We start from the raw sequence: 18,852 nt of genomic DNA on the forward strand, positions 1-18,852 counted from the left end.
GAGCAGCATTACAATGGCCACCGATCCGGTCGTGATTCTTTCGTACGCGCGCACCCCGATGGGCGGGATGCAGGGCGCGCTCGCCGACGTTTCCGCGACCGATCTCGGCGCGACGGCGGTGAAGGCGGCGGTCGAGCGGGCGGGCGTCGACGGCAGCGATATCGAACGGATCTACATGGGCTGCGTGCTGCCCGCGGGGCTCGGCCAGGCCCCCGCGCGTCAAGCGGCGATCAAAGCCGGACTGCCCAAATCGGTACAGGCGACGACGGTCAACAAGGTTTGTGGGTCTGGCATGCAGACCGTCATCATGGGGGCCGAGGCGCTCGCCGCGGGATCGGTCGATATCGTCGTCGCCGGTGGGATGGAGAGCATGACCAACGCGCCGTACATCCTCAAGAAGCACCGCTCAGGCGCGCGGATCGGCCATGATACCGCCTACGATCATATGTTCCTCGACGGGCTCGAGGACGCGTACGAGGCTGGCCGCGCGATGGGCACCTTCGCGCAGGATACCGCCAACGACTATCAGCTGACGCGGCAGGCGCAGGACGATTACTCGATCGAATCGCTGCGTCGCGCGCAGTCCGCGATCGCGTCGGGTGCCTTTGCCGGCGAGATCGTCCCTGTTACCGTCGCAACGCGTAAGGGCGACGTGGTGGTCGATACCGACGAGCAGCCCGGCCGCGGCATGCCCGACAAGATCCCGACGCTGAAGCCTGCGTTCGCCAAGGACGGCACCATCACCGCTGCGACCAGCTCGTCGATCTCCGACGGTGCCGCCGCGCTGGTATTGACGCGTGCCAGCATCGCCGAGGCGAAGGGGCAAACGCCCGTCGCTCGGATCGTCGCACACGCCGCCCACGCGCAGGAGCCCGCGGCCTTCACTACCGCCCCGGTCGGCGCGATCGAGAAGCTGCTGAAAAAGGCCGGCTGGTCGATCGACGATGTCGACCTGTTCGAAATCAACGAGGCGTTCGCCTGCGTCGCGATGTTCGCGATGCGCGATCTCGGCATCCCACACGACAAGATCAACGTTCACGGCGGCGCGACCGCGCTCGGCCACCCGATCGGCGCGTCGGGCGCACGCATCATCACCACGCTCGTCGCCGCGCTGAAGACGCACGGCAAGAAGCGCGGGGTCGCCAGCCTGTGCATCGGCGGCGGCGAGGCGACGGCGGTCGCGATCGAGCTGGTCTGAGCGGTTGGGCAAGGATCACGCCGAGGAGGATCACGACCTTCAGGTCGCGCTCGTCCGCTATCAGCAATGGTCGGCCGAGAGCGGCGAGCGCGCCGTCGTCGTACTCGAAGGGCGCGATACCGCGGGCAAGGACGGCGCGATCCGCACCCTCACCCGCCATTTAGCGGTCCGGCAAACGCGCGTCGTTGCGCTTCCCAAGCCAAGTGCGCACGAGCGGACGCAGTGGTACTTCCAGCGCTACGTCGCGCATCTGCCGTCGGCGGGCGAGCTCGTGGTCTTCAACCGTAGCTGGTACAATCGCGCCGGTGTCGAGGTGGTCAACGGCTTCTCGACGCCCGAGCAGCAGGAACGCTTCCTCGAAGACGTGCCCAGGTTCGAGGCGATGCTGGTGGGCGACGGCATCAAACTCGTGAAGCTGTGGCTCGACATCTCGCGGGGCGAGCAGGCCGACCGGCTCGAGTCGCGCCGCGACGATCCGCTCAAGGCGCTCAAGATCTCCGCGCTCGATGCCGTCGCGCAGGACAAGTGGGACGATTATACCGTCGCGCGCGACACGATGCTGACGCGGACGAGCACGCCGCAGGCGCCGTGGGTATGCGTGCGCGCCGACCACAAGAAGCGCGCGCGCCGCGCGATCATTCAGCATCTGCTTCATGAGCTTGCCCCCGCCAAGGTCGCGGGAGAGGTCGTCGTGCCCGATCCCGATACGCTGTTCGCGTTCGAAGCAAGCGCGATCGGCGACGGTCGGCTGGAGCGCTGACCGCGGCGGGCGCGCTACTCTACGCAACTTTCGCTACCTCTCCGCCGGCGGCCGAGCCATAATGCGTTCCAAAGATAGGAACGGAGAGGCAGGATGACACTCGAGTCGCAGGGGGTGCACGACGCGCCCGACATGACGCTGGATTTCGATCCGGCAGCGCTCAAGGCCAAATATCTCGCCGAGCGCGACAAGCGGCTGCGCGCCGATGCGAACGAGCAGTATCTCGAGATGACGGGCAAGTTCGCCCATTATCTTGAGGACCCCTATCTCGAGCAACCGATCGATCGGACTCCGCTGGCGGACGAAAAGGACGTCGTGGTGATCGGCGGCGGGTTCGGCGGGCTGCTCGCCGGCGCTAAGCTGCGCGAGGCGGGCATCGCTGACGTGCGCATCATCGAGAAGGGCGGCGAGTTCGGCGGTACCTGGTATTGGAACCGCTATCCCGGTGCGGCGTGCGATATCGAGAGCTATGTCTATCTGCCGCTGCTCGAACAGACGGGTTTCGTTCCTGAGCGCAAGTACAGCCAAGGTCCCGAGATCCGCGCCTATTCGCGGCGCATCGCCGAGACCTACGATCTGTACCGCGACGTGCTGTTCCAGACCGAAGTCACCGACATGCGGTGGGACGAGGACAGCCGCCGCTGGACGATCTCGACCAATCGCGGCGATGCGATCCGCGCGCGCTTCGTCGTCATGGCGAACGGCCCGCTGCACCGCCCGAAGCTGCCCGGCATTCCGGGAATCGAACAGTTCGAGGGCCACACCTTCCACACCAGCCGCTGGGATTACGACTATACCGGCGGTGATCAGAACGGCGGGCTCGACCGGCTCGGCGACAAGGTGGTCGGCATCATCGGCACCGGGGCGACCGCGGTGCAGTGCGTGCCGCATCTCGGCGCGGCGGCGAAGGAGCTGCTCGTCTTCCAGCGCACGCCTTCCTCGATCGACGTGCGCGGCGATCGGCCGACCGATCCGCAATGGGCGCAGGCGCTCACCCCCGGCTGGCACCAGCACCGGATGGAGAATTTCAACACGCTCGTCTCGGGCGGTTGGGCCGAGGAGGATCTGGTCAACGACGGGTGGACCGACATCATCCGCAACCTAGGCATGATCGCGCGGATGAAGGCGGCGCGCAGCGGGGCGCAGAACCCCGACGAGCTCGTCCAGCTCGCCGATTTCCAGAAGATGGAATCGATCCGTGCGCGCGTCGACGAGGTCGTCACCGATAAGGCGACCGCTGACGCGCTCAAGCCGTGGTACAATCAGTTCTGCAAGCGCCCCTGCTTCCACGACGATTACCTGCCGACGTTCAATCGCCCCAACGTGTCGCTGGTCGACACCGGCGGTCAGGGTGTCGAGCGGATCACGCGCGACGGCGTTGTCGTCGCGGGCAAGGAGTATAAGCTCGACTGCCTGATCTTCGCGACGGGCTTCGAAGTCGGAACGAGCTACGCGCGGCGAGCGGGCTACGACGTCCACGGCGTCGGCGGCCGGACGCTCGAGGAGAAATGGGCCGAAGGCGGCAAGACGCTGCACGGGATGACGGTCAACGGCTTTCCCAACATGTTCATCTTCTCGGTCGTCCAGTCGGGCTTCACCGCCAATTACCCGCACGCGCTGCTCGAGCAGGCGGGCCATGCCGCACACATCATCGGCCACGCACTCGCCACGCAGAAATCGCGCGTCGAGCCGACGGAGGAAGCCGAGGAGGCGTGGACGCAGGAAATCCTATCCGCGGTGCTCGATCGCCGCAAGTTCCTCGAGGATTGCACGCCGGGTTATTACAACGGCGAGGGGCAGCTTAGCCCCAAGGCGGCGAGCTTCTCCAGCTACGGCAAGGGGCCCAACGCCTTCTTCGCGACGATCAAGGCGTGGCGCGAGGCTGGTGACATGAAGGGGTTGATGCTCGCCTGAGCCCGCTCTGCCCCCATCGCATTCCGCCACAGCCTGCCCTTCGCACGCCCGTGTCGACATTGCTCGACACGGGGCATGCGGTTGTGAACAAGGCATCACCGATCAAAGGAGCGACCATGACCGATCTGCCCGCCACCCACCGCCGCCTCGTATCCACCGTGACGAAGGACGGTGAGGCTCGCCTGTCGATCCAGGACGTGCCGCTGCCCGTTCCCGGCGACGACGAGGTGCTCGTTCGCGTCGAGGCGACACCGATCAACCCGTCCGATCTCGCCGTGCTGCTCGCGCTCACCGACCCGGCGGGCTACACCCGGCAGGACGACGGCAGCACCGCCGCCCCGCTCGCCCCCGCGGTGCAGCGCGCGCTATCAGCACGTGCGGGGATCGACCTTCCCGTCGGTAACGAAGGCGCCGGCACCGTCGTCGCGGCGGGCTCGTCCGATGCCGCGCAGGCCCTGCTCGGCAAGACGGTCGCGCTCGCCGGCGGCGGCTTCTACGCGCAGTATCGCAAGGTGCCCGCCGCCGCGTGCATGATCGTGCCCGAGGGAACCAGCGCGGAGGAAGGCGCCTCGTCCTACGTCAATCCGCTCACCGCGCTCGGCATGGTCGGCACGATGAAGCGCGAGGGCTATTCGGGCCTCGTCCACACCGCCGCCGCGTCGAACCTGGGGCAAATGCTCGTCAAGCTGTGCGCCGCGGATGGCGTGCCGCTGGTCAACATTGTGCGCAGCGAGGCGCAGGCGCAGATCCTGCGCGATCTCGGCGCCGAGCATGTCGTCGACATGACGGCGGACGATTTCATGGCCAAGCTGATCGACGCGATCGCGGCGACGGGTGCGTATCTCGCGTTCGACGCGGTCGGCGGTGGCAAGCTCGCGGGCCAGATCCTTGCGGCGATGGAGCAGGCGGCGCTGCGCTCGCAAAAGGCCGACGGCCCCTATGGCTCGCGCCAGATGAAGCAGGTCTACGTCTACGGCGGCCTCTCGACCGCGCCGACCGAACTGACGCGCAGCTTCGGCATGCGCTGGCGGATGGGCGGCTGGCTGCTGACCTATTTCCTCGAAGATATCGGCGCAGCCGAGGCGGCGGGGCTGCGCGACCGCGTCGCACGCGAACTCAAGACCACCTTCGCCAGCAAGTACACGCAGCGCATCACCCTCGACCAGGCGATCGATCCCGCGATCATTGCCGCCTATGGTAAGCGTGCGACGGGCGAGAAGTACCTCATCACCCCGAACGCGTGATCCGATCCGGGCCGGGGATCAGCGATAGCGTTCCTCGGCCCACGGATCGCCGCGCATGTGATAGCCGTTGACCTCCCAGAAGCCGGGCCGGTCGGCGCCGATGAACTCGATGCCGCTGATCCACTTGGCGCTTTTCCAGAAATAGAGATGCGGGATCACCGCGCGCGCCGGCCCGCCATGGTCGGGCGTGATCGGCTTGCCCGCCCAGCGATGCGCGATCAGCGCGTCGGCCGCGGCGAAGTCGGCGAGCGGCACGTTCGTAGTATAGCCATCCGAACCGTGCAGCATGACGAACCGCGCCTCGTCGCGCGGCTCGACGAGATCGATCAGGTCGCGCGTCGTGACGCCCACCCACTCGTTGTCGTAGCGCGACCACGTCGTCACGCAGTGGATGTCGGACACGATGTGCGCCTGCGGCAGCGCGAGAAACGCCGCCCAGTCGAGCGTCACCGGCCGCGCGACCATGCCCTTGATCGTCAAACGCCAGCGCTCGACCGGCACGTCGGGCTTTCGCCCGAGATCGAGGATCGGCCAGTCCTTCACCAGATGCTGGCCTGGCGGCAGGCGCTCGTCGCCGGCGCGCGCAGGCGCGTCGGTGATGAACTTGCGCTCGCTCGCCCAGCGCTGCTTCGATCGCGTCAGCTTGCTGTCCGCCGGCGGCGTCTCGTCGTCCATCGCTCGTCCTTTTCCTCGCCGCGTCGTCCGGCAGTGCCGCCAGCGTACCAAGCAATCCGACGATGATCCATTTGCGCGTCACGAGCGTTAGGCTGGCGGGGCGGTCTGCATGTCGGCGGATCACGGCCGGAAGCCAGAAGGAAAGCACGTGACCGACGAGAGCGAAACCGTTCACTATTCCGGCTCGGCCGGCGGCTGGGGATCGATGCGCGGCATGGTGGAGACGTTCGCGCGTGAACGCCCCCGTCCGGCCGTGCTCGACACGCTGCGGCGCCAGAACAAGCCCGGCGGGTTCATGTGCGTATCATGTGCGTGGGGCAAACCGGCCAAGCCGCACGCGTTCGAATTTTGCGAGAACGGAGCGAAGGCAACGTTGTGGGAGAATACCACCAAGCGCTGCACGCCCGGATTCTTCGCCAAGCACACCGTCACCGAGCTCAAGCAATGGCGCGACTATGATCTCGAACAGGAGGGGCGGCTAACCCATCCGATGCGCTACGATCCGGCGAGCGATCGCTACGTCGAATGCAGCTGGGACGAGGCGTTCACCGCGATCGGCGCGGAGCTGAAGGCGCTCGATCCGAAGTCGACCGTCTTCTACGCCTCGGGCCGCGCCAGCCTCGAGACGAGCTACCTATGGGCGCTCTACGCCCGCATGTACGGGCACAACAACCTGCCCGACAGTTCGAACATGTGCCACGAAACGACGTCGGTCGGGCTGAAAAAGGTGATCGGCTCGCCCGTAGGCACCTGCGTCCTCGACGATTTCGAGCTGTGCGACGCGATCTTCTTCTTCGGGCACAACACCGGCACCAACGCGCCGCGCCTGCTCCACCCGCTGCAGGAAGCGGTGAAGCGCGGATGCAAGATCGTCACCTTCAACCCGATCCGCGAGACGGGGCTGGAGCGGTTCAAGAACCCGCAGAGCCCGGTCGAGATGCTGACGCCGAAGCACACCGACATTTCCTCACTGTACCTGCAGGTGAAGACCGGCGGCGATATCGCGGCGATCACCGGCATGGTGAAGCACGTCCTCGCGATGGAGGAACGCAGCTGGCGCGAGGAGAAGCGCCACATCCTCGACGTCGATTTCATTGCGCAGCACACCGCCGGCTTCGAAGCGGTCAAAGAGCACGCCGAAGCGCTGTCGTGGGACGAGATCGAGCGTGAGAGCGGGCTCGCGCGCGCGGACATCGAGCAGGCGGCGGACGTCTATATCGCCGCGCCACGCACGATCTTCATGTACGGCATGGGGCTGACGCAGCACGTCCACGGGTTCGAGAACCTCGCGACGCTCGTCAATTTCGCACTGCTCAAGGGCAATATCGGGCGCGACGGCGCGGGCGTCTCGCCGATCCGCGGCCACTCCAACGTTCAGGGCCAGCGCACCGTCGGTATCTCGGAGAAGCCCGAGCTCGTTCCGCTCGACAAGTTCGCCGAGCAGTTCGGCTTCGAGCCGCCGCGCGAGGAGGGGCTGAACACCGTTGCGGCGTGCGAGAAGATCCTCTCGGGCGAGGTCAAGGCGTTCCTCAGCCTCGGCGGCAATTTCGTCCGCGCGATCCCAGAGACGGAGAAGATGGAGGCGGCGTGGACGCGGATGCGCCTCACCGTGCAGATCGCGACCAAGCTCAATCGCAGCCATCTGATCAACGGCGAGGTCGCCTACCTCCTCCCCTGCCTCGGCCGGTCGGAGCAGGACATGCAGGTGACGGGCGCGCAGGCGGTGACGATGGAGGATTCGCTGTCGTGCATCCACGGCTCGCTCGGCAACATCACGCCGGCGAGCGAGCATTTGAAATCCGAGATGGCAATCGTCTGCGGGCTCGCCAAGGCGACGCTGCCGCCCAATCCCAAGGCGAAGTGGGACGATTGGACTGCCGACTATGGCATCGTGCGCGATCTGATCGAGGAAACGTATCCAGAGCAGTTCCGCGATTTCAACGCGCGCGTCTTCACTCCCGGTGGTTTTTATCGCGGCAATTCGGCGCGCGAACGCGTATGGAAGACGCAGAGCGGCAAGGCCGACTTCACCGTTCCCAAGACGCTGTCGGCGATGGGCATTGGCGATGCGCCGGGGCGCTGGCGGTTGATGACTTTACGCTCGAACGATCAGTTCAATACTACGATCTACGGCTTCTCCGATCGCCTGCGCGGAATCGAGGGCACGCGCGACGTCGTGCTGATGAACCCCGAAGACATCGCCGCCGCAGGCCTCGCGGAGGGGCAGACGGTGACGCTCGCCAGCGATGCGGAGGATGGCGAGACGCGCCAGGTCGGCGGGCTCGTCATCACGCCCTATCTGCTGCCGCGCGGCTGCATCGGTGCTTACTATCCGGAAACCAACCCGTTGATGCCCCTGTGGTACCACGACGAGGAATCGAAGACACCGGCGGCGAAGGGCGTGCCCGTCCGCATACTCGCCTGACGGTGCGGCTCGCGCGGTACGCTCGCGCCGCGCGTACCTGCTGCTATCGCTGCGATTGGGCCGCCATGATCGCGGGCACGAAGCCGGCAAGCTCGCGCGCGATGAAACCGACCGGGCCAATCTGAGCCGCGGCGGCAGCGCCCGCCCGGCCATGCAACCACACGCCCCAACCGGCGGCGACGAGTGGCGCGGCACCGCGCGCGGCGAGCCCGCCGATGATGCCCGCCAGAACGTCGCCAGAGCCCGCGGTGCCTAGCCCCGGCGAATCGCTCCAATGATCGAGCTGTGCGTGCCCGTCAGCGGCGAGCACCGTGCGCGCCGCCTTCAGCACGACCGTTGCACCGAAGCGTGCGCTCGCGTCGGCCGCTGCGCCGACCGGATCGTCGGTAACAGCGTCCTTCGCCACGCCGAGCAGCCCCGCTAGCTCGCCCGGGTGCGGCGTCAGAATCGCTCGACCACGCAGGCGCTTCACCGCCGCCGCCGCCTCGCCGACCACGCCAAGCATCCCCGCGTCGACTACCGCCACCGCCTGCTCGCCAAGCGACGCGAGCGACGCGGCGAGCAGCACGGCGACTTCGGGCCGGCGCCGCATACCGCACCCGATCACCAGCGCGCGGCATCGCTCGATATGTGGGCGCAGCACGGTGGTGGCCGCCTCACCGATCTCGCCATCCTGCTCCGCAAGGGCGATCATCCCGGCTTCGGGCAGCGCGATGCCAACGCCCGCGGCGACGCTGGCGAGCGTGCCGATGCGCACCTTGCCCGATCCCGCACGAAACGCGGCCTCGGCGGTCAGCCGCGTCACGCCCGGCGTCAGCGCCGATCCGCCGACCACCAGCGTCAGGCCGCGTGCGTCCTTGTCGCTGCCACCGCCGATCGTCGGCAATGGATTCGCCTGCCGCCAGCGCGCGTCAATCGATTCCACGCGGCTCATCCGTGCACCGCAACCGGCGTATCGGGCGCGGCGGTCACCGGAACGCCCGCGCCGTCACCGGGAATGACGAAATTGTAGCGCTGCAGCTTCAGCCCGCCGGTGTGGCGATCGGCGACGAAAGCGTAGTCGGTGACCGAACAATTGGCGACGTTACCCGCGCGATCGATCGCCAGGATCTCGCTCTCGTCGAGCTTCTCGAGAATGTACCGCAGGCACAGCACCACGACCTGATGCGCGACGATCAGCACCCGCCGCCCGGCATAGTGGAGCGCCACCGTGTCGATCACCGCGCGCAGCCGCAGGATCACGTCGCACCAGCTCTCGCCGCCCGGCGGGCGATGATAGAATTTGCCCAGCAGCCGCCGGAACTCGGCCTGATCGGGCATCAGGTTGCGGATGCCTTGCGTCGTCAGCCCGTCGAGGATGCCGAACTCCTTCTCGCGCAACCGCTCGTCGATGCACAGCGGCTCGTCCGCATCGACGCCGCCGGCCGACCGGATCAGCTCGGCAGTACGGATCGCGCGCGCATAGGGCGATACCAGCAGCGCGTCGGGCCGTTCGGCTTCCGGCATCGCCGCAAACCACTGGCCGAGCGCGAGCGCCTGCCGCTCCCCCAATGTACTCAACGGCACATCGACATCGCGGCCGGTGAGGGCGATCCGGTCCAGCGCATCGCGATCGGCCGCGTCGCGCGCGACATTGCCTGCGCTCTGGCCGTGCCGAACGATCCACAGCCGTGACGGCCATCGCCGGTTCGTCACCGGCGCAACATGCCCGATCTCTGGTCGATTCGCCGCATGTTCCTCGATCCTTCTAGCCTACGCGATGCTTCCTCCAACTCGCGCCCCGTTCTTTGGCTCCGGCGGCAGCCGTCGGGAACGTCGCCGGCGGACAACGGTTTGATCCTTCGAACCGCCTGCCGCCCGGGCATGAAGGAGATTCCCCCGATGAACGAAGCTGTTACGCTCGAGCGCGCGGCCGCGGCCAGGGTCGCGGCAACGCCGATCGGCACGGTGCCGGTGACGCTGACGATCAATGGCGACCAGCGCGAGCTGACGATCGAGCCGTGGGTCACGCTGCTCGATCTGCTGCGCGACACGCTCGATCTCACCGGCAGCAAGAAGGGCTGCGATCACGGCCAGTGCGGCGCGTGCACCGTGCTGGTCGACGGCAACCGGATCAATGCGTGCCTCAAGCTCGCGGTCACGCTCGACGGCAGCAGCATCACGACGATCGAGGGGCTGGCGGACGGCGCCGATCTTCATCCGCTGCAACAGGCGTTCATCGATCACGACGCCTTCCAGTGCGGCTATTGCACGCCCGGCCAGATCTGCTCGGGCGTCGCGCTGATCAAGGAAGGACGCGCCACGACGCGCGAGGAGGTACGCGAACAGATGAGCGGCAACATCTGTCGCTGCGGGGCCTACACAAATATCGCCGACGCAGTGCTCGACGTACTCGGCAAGGGTGATGCACGATGATCCGCTTCGACTACAAGCGCCCCGACGCCATCGACGCCGCGGTCGCCGCGGGCAGTGAGCGCCACGCCGCCTTCCTTGCCGGCGGGACCAACCTCGTCGATCTGATGAAGGAGAACGTCGCACGGCCGCTGGAGGTCGTCGACATCAACCGCCTGCCGCTGGGTGACATCACGGAGATCGATGGCGGCGGACTGCGGCTCGGCGCGCTCGCGACGAACAATGACACAGCCTACCACCCGATCGTCCAGCAGCATTATCCGCTGCTCGCCTCCGCGATCCTCGCGGGTGCGTCGCCGCAGCTGCGCAACGCGGCCACCAACGGCGGCAACATCAACCAGCGCACGCGCTGCTATTATTTTTACGACGTCGACACGCCGTGCACGAAGCGCAACCGCGAGGAGCGCTGCGGCGCGATCGGCGGCGTCAACCGGATCCACGCGATCCTCGGCGCGTCGGACAAGTGCATCGCCACGCACCCCTCGGACATGGCGGTGGCCCTCGCCGCGCTCGATGCCGAGGTGCGCGTTACCGGGATCGCGGGCGAACGCGTCATCCCGATAGGGGAATATCACCGGCTGCCTGGCGACGAGCCGTGGCGCGACAACACGCTCAAAACCGGCGAACTCGTCACCGCGATCGACCTGCCGGCCGAGCATTTCACCACCAATTATACCTACCTCAAAGTGCGTGACCGGCTGTCCTACGCCTTCGCGCTTGTCTCGGTCGCGGTGGCGATGCGGCTGGAAGAGGGCAAGATCGCTGACGTACGCGTCGCGCTAGGCGGCGTTGCGCACAAGCCGTGGCGCAATGCACCGGCGGAGGATCTGCTGATCGGCGAGGCGCCCGGCGTCGAGGCGTTCGCGACCGCCGCGCGCGCGATCACCGAGGGCGCAGTCGGCCAGGGCGACAACGACTTCAAAATCCCGCTCGCCCGCAAGGCAATCGTCCGCGCGCTCGGCCAAGCCGCCGCGGGCACGCCGCAATCGCAGACCGACAAGCGCATCGCCTGAGGAGCCGCCCCATGAACGCACCAGCAACGATCGGCACCAAGATCGGCATCGGCACCCCGCTCAGCCGTGTCGACGGCCCCGACAAGGTCACCGGCCGCGCCAAATATGCCGCCGAATATCACGTTCCCGATCTGCTCTACGGCGTCGCAGTCGTCAGCCGCATCGCACGCGGCCGGATCACCGCGATCGACGAGGACGAAGCGCGCAGCGTGCCCGGCGTCCTCGACATCGTCACCCACCGGAACCGCCCAAAGCAGGCGTGGCTCGATCGCAGCTGGCGTGACGAGCTCAGCATTCCCGGCGATCCGTTCCGCGCCTTCGCCGACGACGAGATCCAGTTCGCCGGCCAGCCCGTCGCGCTTGTCGTCGCGGAGACGTTCGAGGCCGCGCGCTTTGCCGCCGGTCTCGTGCGCGTCAGTTACGAGGAAAAGCCGCACAACATCGATTTCGAGACGTCGCTCGCCGAGCGGTTTCTTCCCTCGAAGCTCAATCGTCGCAACACCTTCCACCCGCCTAAGAACCGCGGCGACGCCGACGAGGCCTATGCGTCGGCGTCGAAGCGCACCGAGGGGCGCTACCAGCTCGCGCCCGAGCATCACAATCCGATGGAGATGCACGCCAGTACGGTCGAATGGCACGGCGACGGCACGATCACCGTGTACGACAAGGTTCAAGGGTCGCAGAATACGCAGGCCTATCTCGCCAGCGCGTTCAAGCTCGGCGAAAAGAATGTGCGCGTTGTCAACGCCTATGTCGGCGGCGGCTTCGGTTCGGGGCTGCGCCCGCAATGGCAGGTGCAGCTGGCCACGATGGCCGCGATCCATCTCGAACGCTCGGTACGTGTCGTGATGACGCGCCAGCAGATGTTCACCCACGGCCATCGTCCCGAATGCGTCTACGATATCAAGCTTGGCGCGGAAGACGGCGGCCAGCTGACGGCGATGATCCACTCGGCCACCACCTCCACCTCGCGGTTCGAGAACAACATGGAGGATATCGTCACCTGGGGCATGATGAACTACGCCTGCCCCAACGCCAGCGGCGAATATGCGATCGCCCCGCGCGACACCTATACGTCGGCGGACATGCGCGCGCCCGGCGCGGCGACGGGCATGGCGCTGTTCGAGATCGCGATCGACGAGATGGCCTATGCCGCAAACGTCGATCCGCTTGAGATGCGCCTCGTCAACTATTCCGACATCGATGCGATGAACGAGACGCCCTATACGTCGAAGGCGCTGCGCGAGGCGTATCACGAAGGCGCCGCGCGCTTCGGTTGGGACAAGCGCTCGCCGGAGCCGCGCTCGATGAAGGAGGGGCGTGAGCTGATCGGCTGGGGCGTCGCCACCGGCATGTGGGACGCGCAATTCACCAAGCACAGTGCGTCGGCGAGGCTGACGCCCAATGGTAAGCTCGTCGTTTCCTGCGCCACGTCGGATATCGGCACCGGCACGTACACGATGATGACGCAGGTCGCCGCCGACACGCTGGGCATCCCAGTCGGTGATATCACCGCGCGGCTCGGCGATAGCGATCTGCCCGCTGCCCCGGTGCAGGGCGGCTCGTGGGTCGCGGCGTCGGCCGGCGCGGCGGTGCAGCTCGCCTGCCAGGGGGTCGCGAAGAAGCTGCTTGATGCGGCAAACAAGCTCGACGGCAAGCCGCTGCATGGCGCCAATTCGATCGAGGATCTGATCTTCGAGGACGGCCGCATCGGGCTGAAGAACGATATCCACAGTAGCGTCGGCATCGCCGAGATAATGCAGGCGGCCGGCCTCGACGCGATTGAAGTCGAGGAAACGGCGAAACCCGGCCTCTCCGACATGGCATCGATGATGCGCAAGTCGCGCAACACGCACAGCGCGGTCTTCGTCGAGGTGCGCGTCGACGAGGAGCTCGATCAGGTCCGCGTAACGCGCGTCGTCAACGCCGTCGCCGCGGGCCGGATCATCAATCCCAAGACGGCGCGCAGCCAGATCCTGGGCGGCGTCGTCATGGGGATCGGCATGGCGCTGCACGAGGAGACACTCGCCGACAAGACGCTCGGCAAGTGGATGAACCACAATCTCGCCGAATATCACGTGCCCGCGCACGCCGACATCGCGGACATCGACGTGATCTTCGTCAAGGAAGTCGACGAGGAAGTATCGCCGCTCGGCGTCAAGGGGCTGGGCGAGATCGGCATCGTCGGCACCGCCGCCGCGGTCGCCAACGCCATCTATCATGCGACGGGCAAGCGCGTCCGCTCGCTGCCCGTCACGATAGACAAACTGCTCGCGCTAGACTGATCGCCCGCCCCGGCGCGCCTCGACGCGCCGGGGCGGCGGCTGCCGGCGTCAGCGCTGCGCCGCGGTCCAGTCGGCGAGCTTCTTCTCGAGCACCGGCATCGGCAGCGCGCCGGTATCGAGCACCGCGGCGTGGAAGGCACGCGGATCGAAGCGCGCCGCCAGCGTGTCGCGCGCCTGCTTCTTCAGCCGCAGGATCGTCAGCTGTCCGATCTTGTACGCCAGCGCTTGCCCGGGAATGGCGATGTAGCGCTCGACCTCGGCGGTCGCGTCGCTCTCCGGCATCGGCGAATTGTCGAGCATGTAGCGGATCGCCTGGTCGCGTCCCCACCCCTTGGCGTGAAGTCCGGTATCGACCACCAGCCGCATCGCGCGCAGCATCTCGTCGCTCAGCCCGCCCATCCGCTGATACGGATCGGTCTCGACGCCGAGCTCGGGATAGAGTGACTCGGCGTACAGCGCCCAGCCCTCGACGAAGGCGGTGTTGCCGCCGAAGCGCATGAACGCGGGCAAGCTCTCGTTCTCCTGCGCCAGGCTGATCTGGAAGTGGTGCCCGGGCACCGCCTCGTGCAGGTACAGCGTCTCCATGCCCCACAGGTACCGGTTCGGCAGGTCGTAGGTGTTGTAGTAGAACACGCCCGGCCGCGATCCGTCGGGTGTGCCCGACTGGTACGATCCAGCCGCGTCGGTCTTCTCCTTGAACGGCGGTACCGCACGGATCTCGAGCGGCGTCTTGGGGATCAGCGCGAACTGCTCGCGCACCCGCGCGTCGACGCGCTTGCCGATCGCCTGATAGCCCGCGGCGACTTCCGCTGCGGTCTTGGGCTGGAAGCGTTTGTCGGTGCGCAGATAGGTGAAGAACTCAGGCAGCGTGCCCTTGAAGCCGGCGCGCGTCTTCTGCGCCTCCATCTCGCCCAGGATGCGCTTGACTTCGGACAGGCCGAGCTGGTGCACCTCCTCCGCCTTCAGCGGCAGCGTCGTGCTCGCCTCGATCGCGTAATCGTACAGCGCCGCCCCGCCCGGCAGCGCGGACAGCCCCACGGTGTCGCGCGCCTTCGGCAGATATTCGGTCTGCAGGAAATCGCGCAAACGGCGGTGCGCCGGATCAAGCACGTCGCGCACCTGCGCCGCATAGGCCGCGGTCAGCCGCGTGCGATCCGCCGCGGGCACGGCATCGGGGAACTTCAGCACCGGCGCGTAGAACAGCGATTTCTCGACCGGTTCGGCAAGCAGATGATCGAGCTGCCCGACGACGTTGCGCACCACCAGCTTGGGCGCGGTGATGCCCTGCGCCATGCCCTCGCGCGCGCGGGCGATCATGCGATCGACGACACGGCCGTATTCGACGTTGCGCTTCAGGTTGTTGTCATAGTCCGCCACCGTCTTGAACGGCGCCGCGCCCTGCCCCGAGGCGAATTCGGGATAGAAGGTCTGAAATCCCTGGAAGTGGTTGATCGGCAGCAGGTCGGCGATCCGCTTGATCGCGGGCGCATAGCCGCGCAGCTCGCGCTCATTGTCAGTCTTGAACACGTCATAAGCGATCTGGTCGACGGGCGACAGCTTGGCGCGATCGATGGTGCGAAGCGCGGCGAGATTGTCGACCAGCGCCTGCCGCTCGGCCGCGTCATATTCAGGCGTCAGATACGGGCTCAGTCGGTCGGCGTAGCGCAGGTCGCCGCGGAAGATCGCGTTGAGCGGATTGCGCTTCAGCGACGCCTCGTCACTGTCGGCGAAGATCTTGCGCAGCTTCGCGCCTTCGGCGTTCGCCGGTACGGCAGGCTTGGCGACGGCCGGTGCCTGCGCGCCGGAGACGGGAACGGTGAGAGTTAGCGCGGGTACGGACAGAAGCAGAGCGATGGCGAGACGCAAGTGGGCACCCTTTCGATCGATGGATGCGCCGCCCTACGCGATCGCGCGCCGTGCTGGCAATCGAGTGCCTTACAAATATGACACACCAGCCGCCTCATTCAGCGGCGAGCAGTCCCTCGTCGACATCGGGCTCGTCCTCCGCGTCCGCGCCATCCTCGAGCATCGCTTCGTCCGCGGCGAGCGCCGCCGCGTCCGCCGCGGTGATGCCGAAGCGCGCTGCGACGTCCGGCGCGAAGCGCAGCAGGTCGGGCCGCAGCCGCAGCAGGCTTAGATCCTTCGACTTGCCCTCCAGCATCACGTCGAAGAACAGCCCCTCCGCCATCCGCATGAAGGTCGCGAACTCGAACGGATTGGTGAAATCGGCGTGGCCGGTCCAGATCGGCGGGCGCAGCACGGTCTTGATCCGCGCCGCCGCCTTGACCGGTGCCTTCAGGATCTCATCGCTCTTGCGCGCTTTACCCGCCTTCGCCGCCGCGCGCTGCTTGGGCGTGATCTTCTGCTTCACTTCGCGTAATTCGGTGCGCGGCGACGAGAAGTGGATTTTCGGCCGCACCCCCGCCGGCCACGTCGCCAGGAACCGCTCGAGCGTGTCGCGCATGTCGAGCCGCTCGGGGTTGAGGCACCAGAAATGCTGGTAATCGAACACCAGCCGCACGCCGGTGCGCTCGTGGATCCACAGTGCGTCGGCGGCGGAGAACCGGATGTCGTCATTCTCCAGCACCAGCCGCCGCCGCACGTGCTCGGGGCACTGCTCCCACCCCTCGATCCAGCGCGCGCGGCTCGCCGCATGATCGTCGTACACCCCGCCGACGTGGGTGATCATCACCGCCTCGTCGTCGAGCTCCATCCGGTCGAGCATCTCCGCCTGGCTCGACAGATCCCAGATGCTCTTGCGCGTCAGCTCCGGATTGGGCGCGTTGAGCAGCACGTACTGCGACGGGTGGAACGACAGGCGGATGTCGTATTCCTTCGCCTTCACACCGAAGGCGCGCAGCTCGGCGTCGCTTTCCGTCACCATATTGTGGAACTGCGGCATGTCGGGATGCGTCGCGTAAGGCGCGATGTCCGACGACAGGCGATACATGTCGAGCTTCTCGGCCCTGAGATAATCGAGCACCGCGTCGAGCAGCTCGAGCGAGCATTTGAGGTGCGGGTTCTTCTGCCAGCGGCGCGTGTCCTGCGATTTGAGATCGGGCCGGCCCATCACCTTCACGGGAAACCCGAGGCGAAGCGGGCGGCTGTTGTCGGTCATCGGGCGGCACCTTGCGTGGCGATCGCGGAACGCGATGCAATCGCAAAGGCAAACGTCCCGCCGCCGCACCGGCTCCCTAGCGCCGGCGCAGCCACCGCCGGATGCGTAAGCGATCGGCGAGGATCGCATGCGCGGCATTGTGGCCCGGCGCGCCCGTCACGCCGCCGCCCGGATGGGTGCCCGATCCGCACATGTACAGCCCGCGGATCGGCGATCGATAGTCGCCGTGCCCCAGCACCGGGCGCGCCGCCCATAATTGGTCGAGGCTCATCCGCCCATGGAAGATGTCGCCGCCGACGAGCCCGAACTTGCGCTCGAGATCGAGCGGCGAGTGGATCTGCCGCGCGATCACGCTCGCCCAGAAATTGGGTGCGTGGTCGGTGACCGTGTCGATGATGAGGTCCGCCACCGCCTCGCGATGAACGTCCCAGCTACTTCCATCCGGCAGCTCGGGCGCGAACTGCTGGCAGAACAGGCTCGCGACGTGCATACCGCGCGGGGCTAGGCTGTCGTCCAGCGTTGAAGGGATCTTGATCTCGACGATTGGCTTGCGCGACCAGCCGTGGACGCGCGCGTCGTCATAGGCGCGATCGATATAGTCCATCCCCGGCGCGATCACGATGCCCGCGGTATGATGCCCAGCCAGCGCCTTGCCCGGCAGAACGGTAAAGTCGGGCAACTCGCTCAGCGCGACGTTCATGCGGAACGTGCCCGATCCCGTCTTGTACCCGGCGATACGCCGCCGGAAATCGGCGTCGAGATCGCTCGGCTCCACCATCTGGCGATAGAGCAATGCCGGCCCGACGTTCGCCGCGACGATACCGCCCGCGATCTCCTCACCGCTCTCCAGCCGTACCCCCGCCGCCCGCCCGCCGTCGACCAGCACGCGCGCGACCGGCGCGTCGCACGTGATTTCGACGCCTTCCTCGACGCACGCAGCCGCCATCGCCTGCGTGATCGCGCCCATGCCGCCGATCGAATGGCCCCATGCGCCGTATTTGCCGTTCACCTCGCCGAACACGTGGTGCAGCAGAACGTACGCGCTGCCGGGAGTCGACACGCCCGCGTAATTTCCTACCACCGCGTCGAACGCGAACGCCGCCTTGATACGATCGTCCTCGAACCATCCGTCGAGGAACTCGCGCGCCGATTTGGCGAAAAGGTCGATCACGTCGCGCTGCGTCTCGAGCGGCAGCTTGGCGATGAGGCGCCCCTGCCCCGCCGCGGCGATCAGCGCCGGCAACCCGCCGCCGGCATTGGGCGGCGCCTTCAGCGCGAGCGTGCGCATCACGCTCGCGACGCGCTCCAGCGCCGCCTCGTACGCCGGCAGCGCGGCGGCATCGCGGGCGTTGAACCGCGCGAACGCCGCCTGCGTGCGCCCTGCGCCGCCGCCGAGCATCAGATAATCGTCGGCGAAGGGGAGGAAGTTCGAGATCGTCCGCTCTACCACGCGATAGCCGCGCTCGTGCAGCCGCATGTCGGCAATCACCTTGGGGCGCAGCAGGCTGACGGTGTAGCTCGCGGTCGAATTGCGGAAGCCGGGGTGGAACGCCTCGGTCACCGCCGCGCCGCCTACGACGTGCCGCCGCTCGAGCACGCGCACCGACAGGCCGGCACGCGCGAGATAAAAGGCGCAGACGAGTCCATTGTGCCCACCGCCGACGATGATCGCGTCATATCTCTTCGTCATCATACCCCTGTCGCCCCCCCCGTCGCGTCGTCGCATACGACCGGTGCGACGAAATCGATCGCCGCGAGTTAACCGCCTCGACTGCCAAGGGGGAAGCCGTCGTGAACGATCGTCATCG

Annotated in this window: 14 protein-coding genes; 8 read left to right on the forward strand and 6 right to left on the reverse strand. The window is 67.0% G+C overall.

Going from position 1 to position 18,852, the window contains the following annotated elements; all coding sequences use genetic code 11:
- Window positions 1-13 precede the first annotated feature (13 nt).
- The 4 genes from B7L05_RS11200 to B7L05_RS11215 all read left to right on the forward strand — a co-directional run bounded on the left by B7L05_RS11200 (window position 14) and on the right by B7L05_RS11215 (window position 5,116).
- The gene (locus B7L05_RS11200) at window positions 14-1,198 is read left to right on the forward strand and encodes an acetyl-CoA C-acyltransferase (RefSeq protein ID WP_085810346.1); all 1,185 of its coding nucleotides are present in this window, start codon (window positions 14-16) and stop codon (window positions 1,196-1,198) included.
- Between the two features lie 4 nt (window positions 1,199-1,202).
- On the forward strand, window positions 1,203-1,958 hold the full coding sequence (gene ppk2 / locus B7L05_RS11205; protein WP_085810347.1) for a polyphosphate kinase 2: 756 nt from the start codon (window positions 1,203-1,205) through the stop codon (window positions 1,956-1,958).
- A gap of 93 nt (window positions 1,959-2,051) precedes the next feature.
- The gene (locus B7L05_RS11210; protein ID WP_085810348.1) at window positions 2,052-3,872 is read left to right on the forward strand and encodes an NAD(P)/FAD-dependent oxidoreductase; all 1,821 of its coding nucleotides are present in this window, start codon (window positions 2,052-2,054) and stop codon (window positions 3,870-3,872) included.
- A gap of 116 nt (window positions 3,873-3,988) precedes the next feature.
- Window positions 3,989-5,116 carry a zinc-binding dehydrogenase gene (locus B7L05_RS11215; RefSeq protein WP_085810554.1) on the forward strand — a complete coding sequence of 376 codons (1,128 nt, stop codon included), beginning with the start codon at window positions 3,989-3,991 and terminating at the stop codon, window positions 5,114-5,116.
- A gap of 18 nt (window positions 5,117-5,134) precedes the next feature.
- Here the strand turns inward: B7L05_RS11215 and B7L05_RS11220 are convergent, their stop codons facing one another.
- On the reverse strand, window positions 5,135-5,791 hold the full coding sequence (locus tag B7L05_RS11220; protein ID WP_085810349.1) for a sulfite oxidase-like oxidoreductase: 657 nt from the start codon (window positions 5,789-5,791) through the stop codon (window positions 5,135-5,137).
- Window positions 5,792-5,900: 109 nt separating this feature from the next.
- On the opposite strand from B7L05_RS11220, the gene B7L05_RS11225 reads away from it, so the two are divergent.
- On the forward strand, window positions 5,901-8,216 hold the full coding sequence (locus B7L05_RS11225; RefSeq protein ID WP_085810350.1) for an FdhF/YdeP family oxidoreductase: 2,316 nt from the start codon (window positions 5,901-5,903) through the stop codon (window positions 8,214-8,216).
- Window positions 8,217-8,259: 43 nt separating this feature from the next.
- Here the strand turns inward: B7L05_RS11225 and B7L05_RS11230 are convergent, their stop codons facing one another.
- The gene (locus B7L05_RS11230; protein WP_179187193.1) at window positions 8,260-9,141 is read right to left on the reverse strand and encodes an NAD(P)H-hydrate dehydratase; all 882 of its coding nucleotides are present in this window, start codon (window positions 9,139-9,141) and stop codon (window positions 8,260-8,262) included.
- Window positions 9,142-9,146: 5 nt separating this feature from the next.
- Window positions 9,147-9,911: a histidine phosphatase family protein gene (locus tag B7L05_RS11235; RefSeq protein WP_256926701.1), complete on the reverse strand. Its 765-nt coding sequence runs from the start codon at window positions 9,909-9,911 to the stop codon at window positions 9,147-9,149.
- 186 nt (window positions 9,912-10,097) lie between these two features.
- Here B7L05_RS11235 and B7L05_RS11240 point away from each other — a divergent pair, with 186 nt between their 5' ends.
- The 3 genes from B7L05_RS11240 to B7L05_RS11250 are packed head-to-tail and all read left to right on the forward strand — an operon-like array spanning window position 10,098 to window position 13,926.
- The gene (locus B7L05_RS11240; protein WP_085810555.1) at window positions 10,098-10,631 is read left to right on the forward strand and encodes a (2Fe-2S)-binding protein; all 534 of its coding nucleotides are present in this window, start codon (window positions 10,098-10,100) and stop codon (window positions 10,629-10,631) included.
- Window positions 10,628-11,641 carry a xanthine dehydrogenase family protein subunit M gene (locus tag B7L05_RS11245; RefSeq protein WP_085810353.1) on the forward strand — a complete coding sequence of 338 codons (1,014 nt, stop codon included), beginning with the start codon at window positions 10,628-10,630 and terminating at the stop codon, window positions 11,639-11,641. The genes B7L05_RS11240 and B7L05_RS11245 overlap by 4 nt, the downstream gene beginning before the upstream one ends.
- A gap of 11 nt (window positions 11,642-11,652) precedes the next feature.
- Window positions 11,653-13,926 carry a xanthine dehydrogenase family protein molybdopterin-binding subunit gene (locus B7L05_RS11250; protein WP_085810354.1) on the forward strand — a complete coding sequence of 758 codons (2,274 nt, stop codon included), beginning with the start codon at window positions 11,653-11,655 and terminating at the stop codon, window positions 13,924-13,926.
- A gap of 48 nt (window positions 13,927-13,974) precedes the next feature.
- Here the strand turns inward: B7L05_RS11250 and B7L05_RS11255 are convergent, their stop codons facing one another.
- The 3 genes from B7L05_RS11255 to B7L05_RS11265 form a co-directional block, all read right to left on the reverse strand.
- Window positions 13,975-15,792, reverse strand: coding sequence for a DUF885 family protein (locus B7L05_RS11255; protein ID WP_085810355.1), 1,818 nt, complete (start codon window positions 15,790-15,792; stop codon window positions 13,975-13,977).
- A 94-nt stretch (window positions 15,793-15,886) separates the two neighbouring features.
- Entirely contained in the window at window positions 15,887-17,044 is a 1,158-nt protein-coding gene (gene uvsE, locus B7L05_RS11260; protein WP_085810356.1) for a UV DNA damage repair endonuclease UvsE, read from the reverse strand.
- Between the two features lie 76 nt (window positions 17,045-17,120).
- Window positions 17,121-18,734 carry an NAD(P)/FAD-dependent oxidoreductase gene (locus B7L05_RS11265; RefSeq protein WP_085810556.1) on the reverse strand — a complete coding sequence of 538 codons (1,614 nt, stop codon included), beginning with the start codon at window positions 18,732-18,734 and terminating at the stop codon, window positions 17,121-17,123.
- Window positions 18,735-18,852 lie beyond the last annotated feature (118 nt).

It is taken from the genome of Sphingomonas sp. TZW2008 (assembly GCF_002117915.1).
Taxonomy (GTDB): Bacteria; Pseudomonadota; Alphaproteobacteria; order Sphingomonadales; family Sphingomonadaceae; genus Sphingomonas.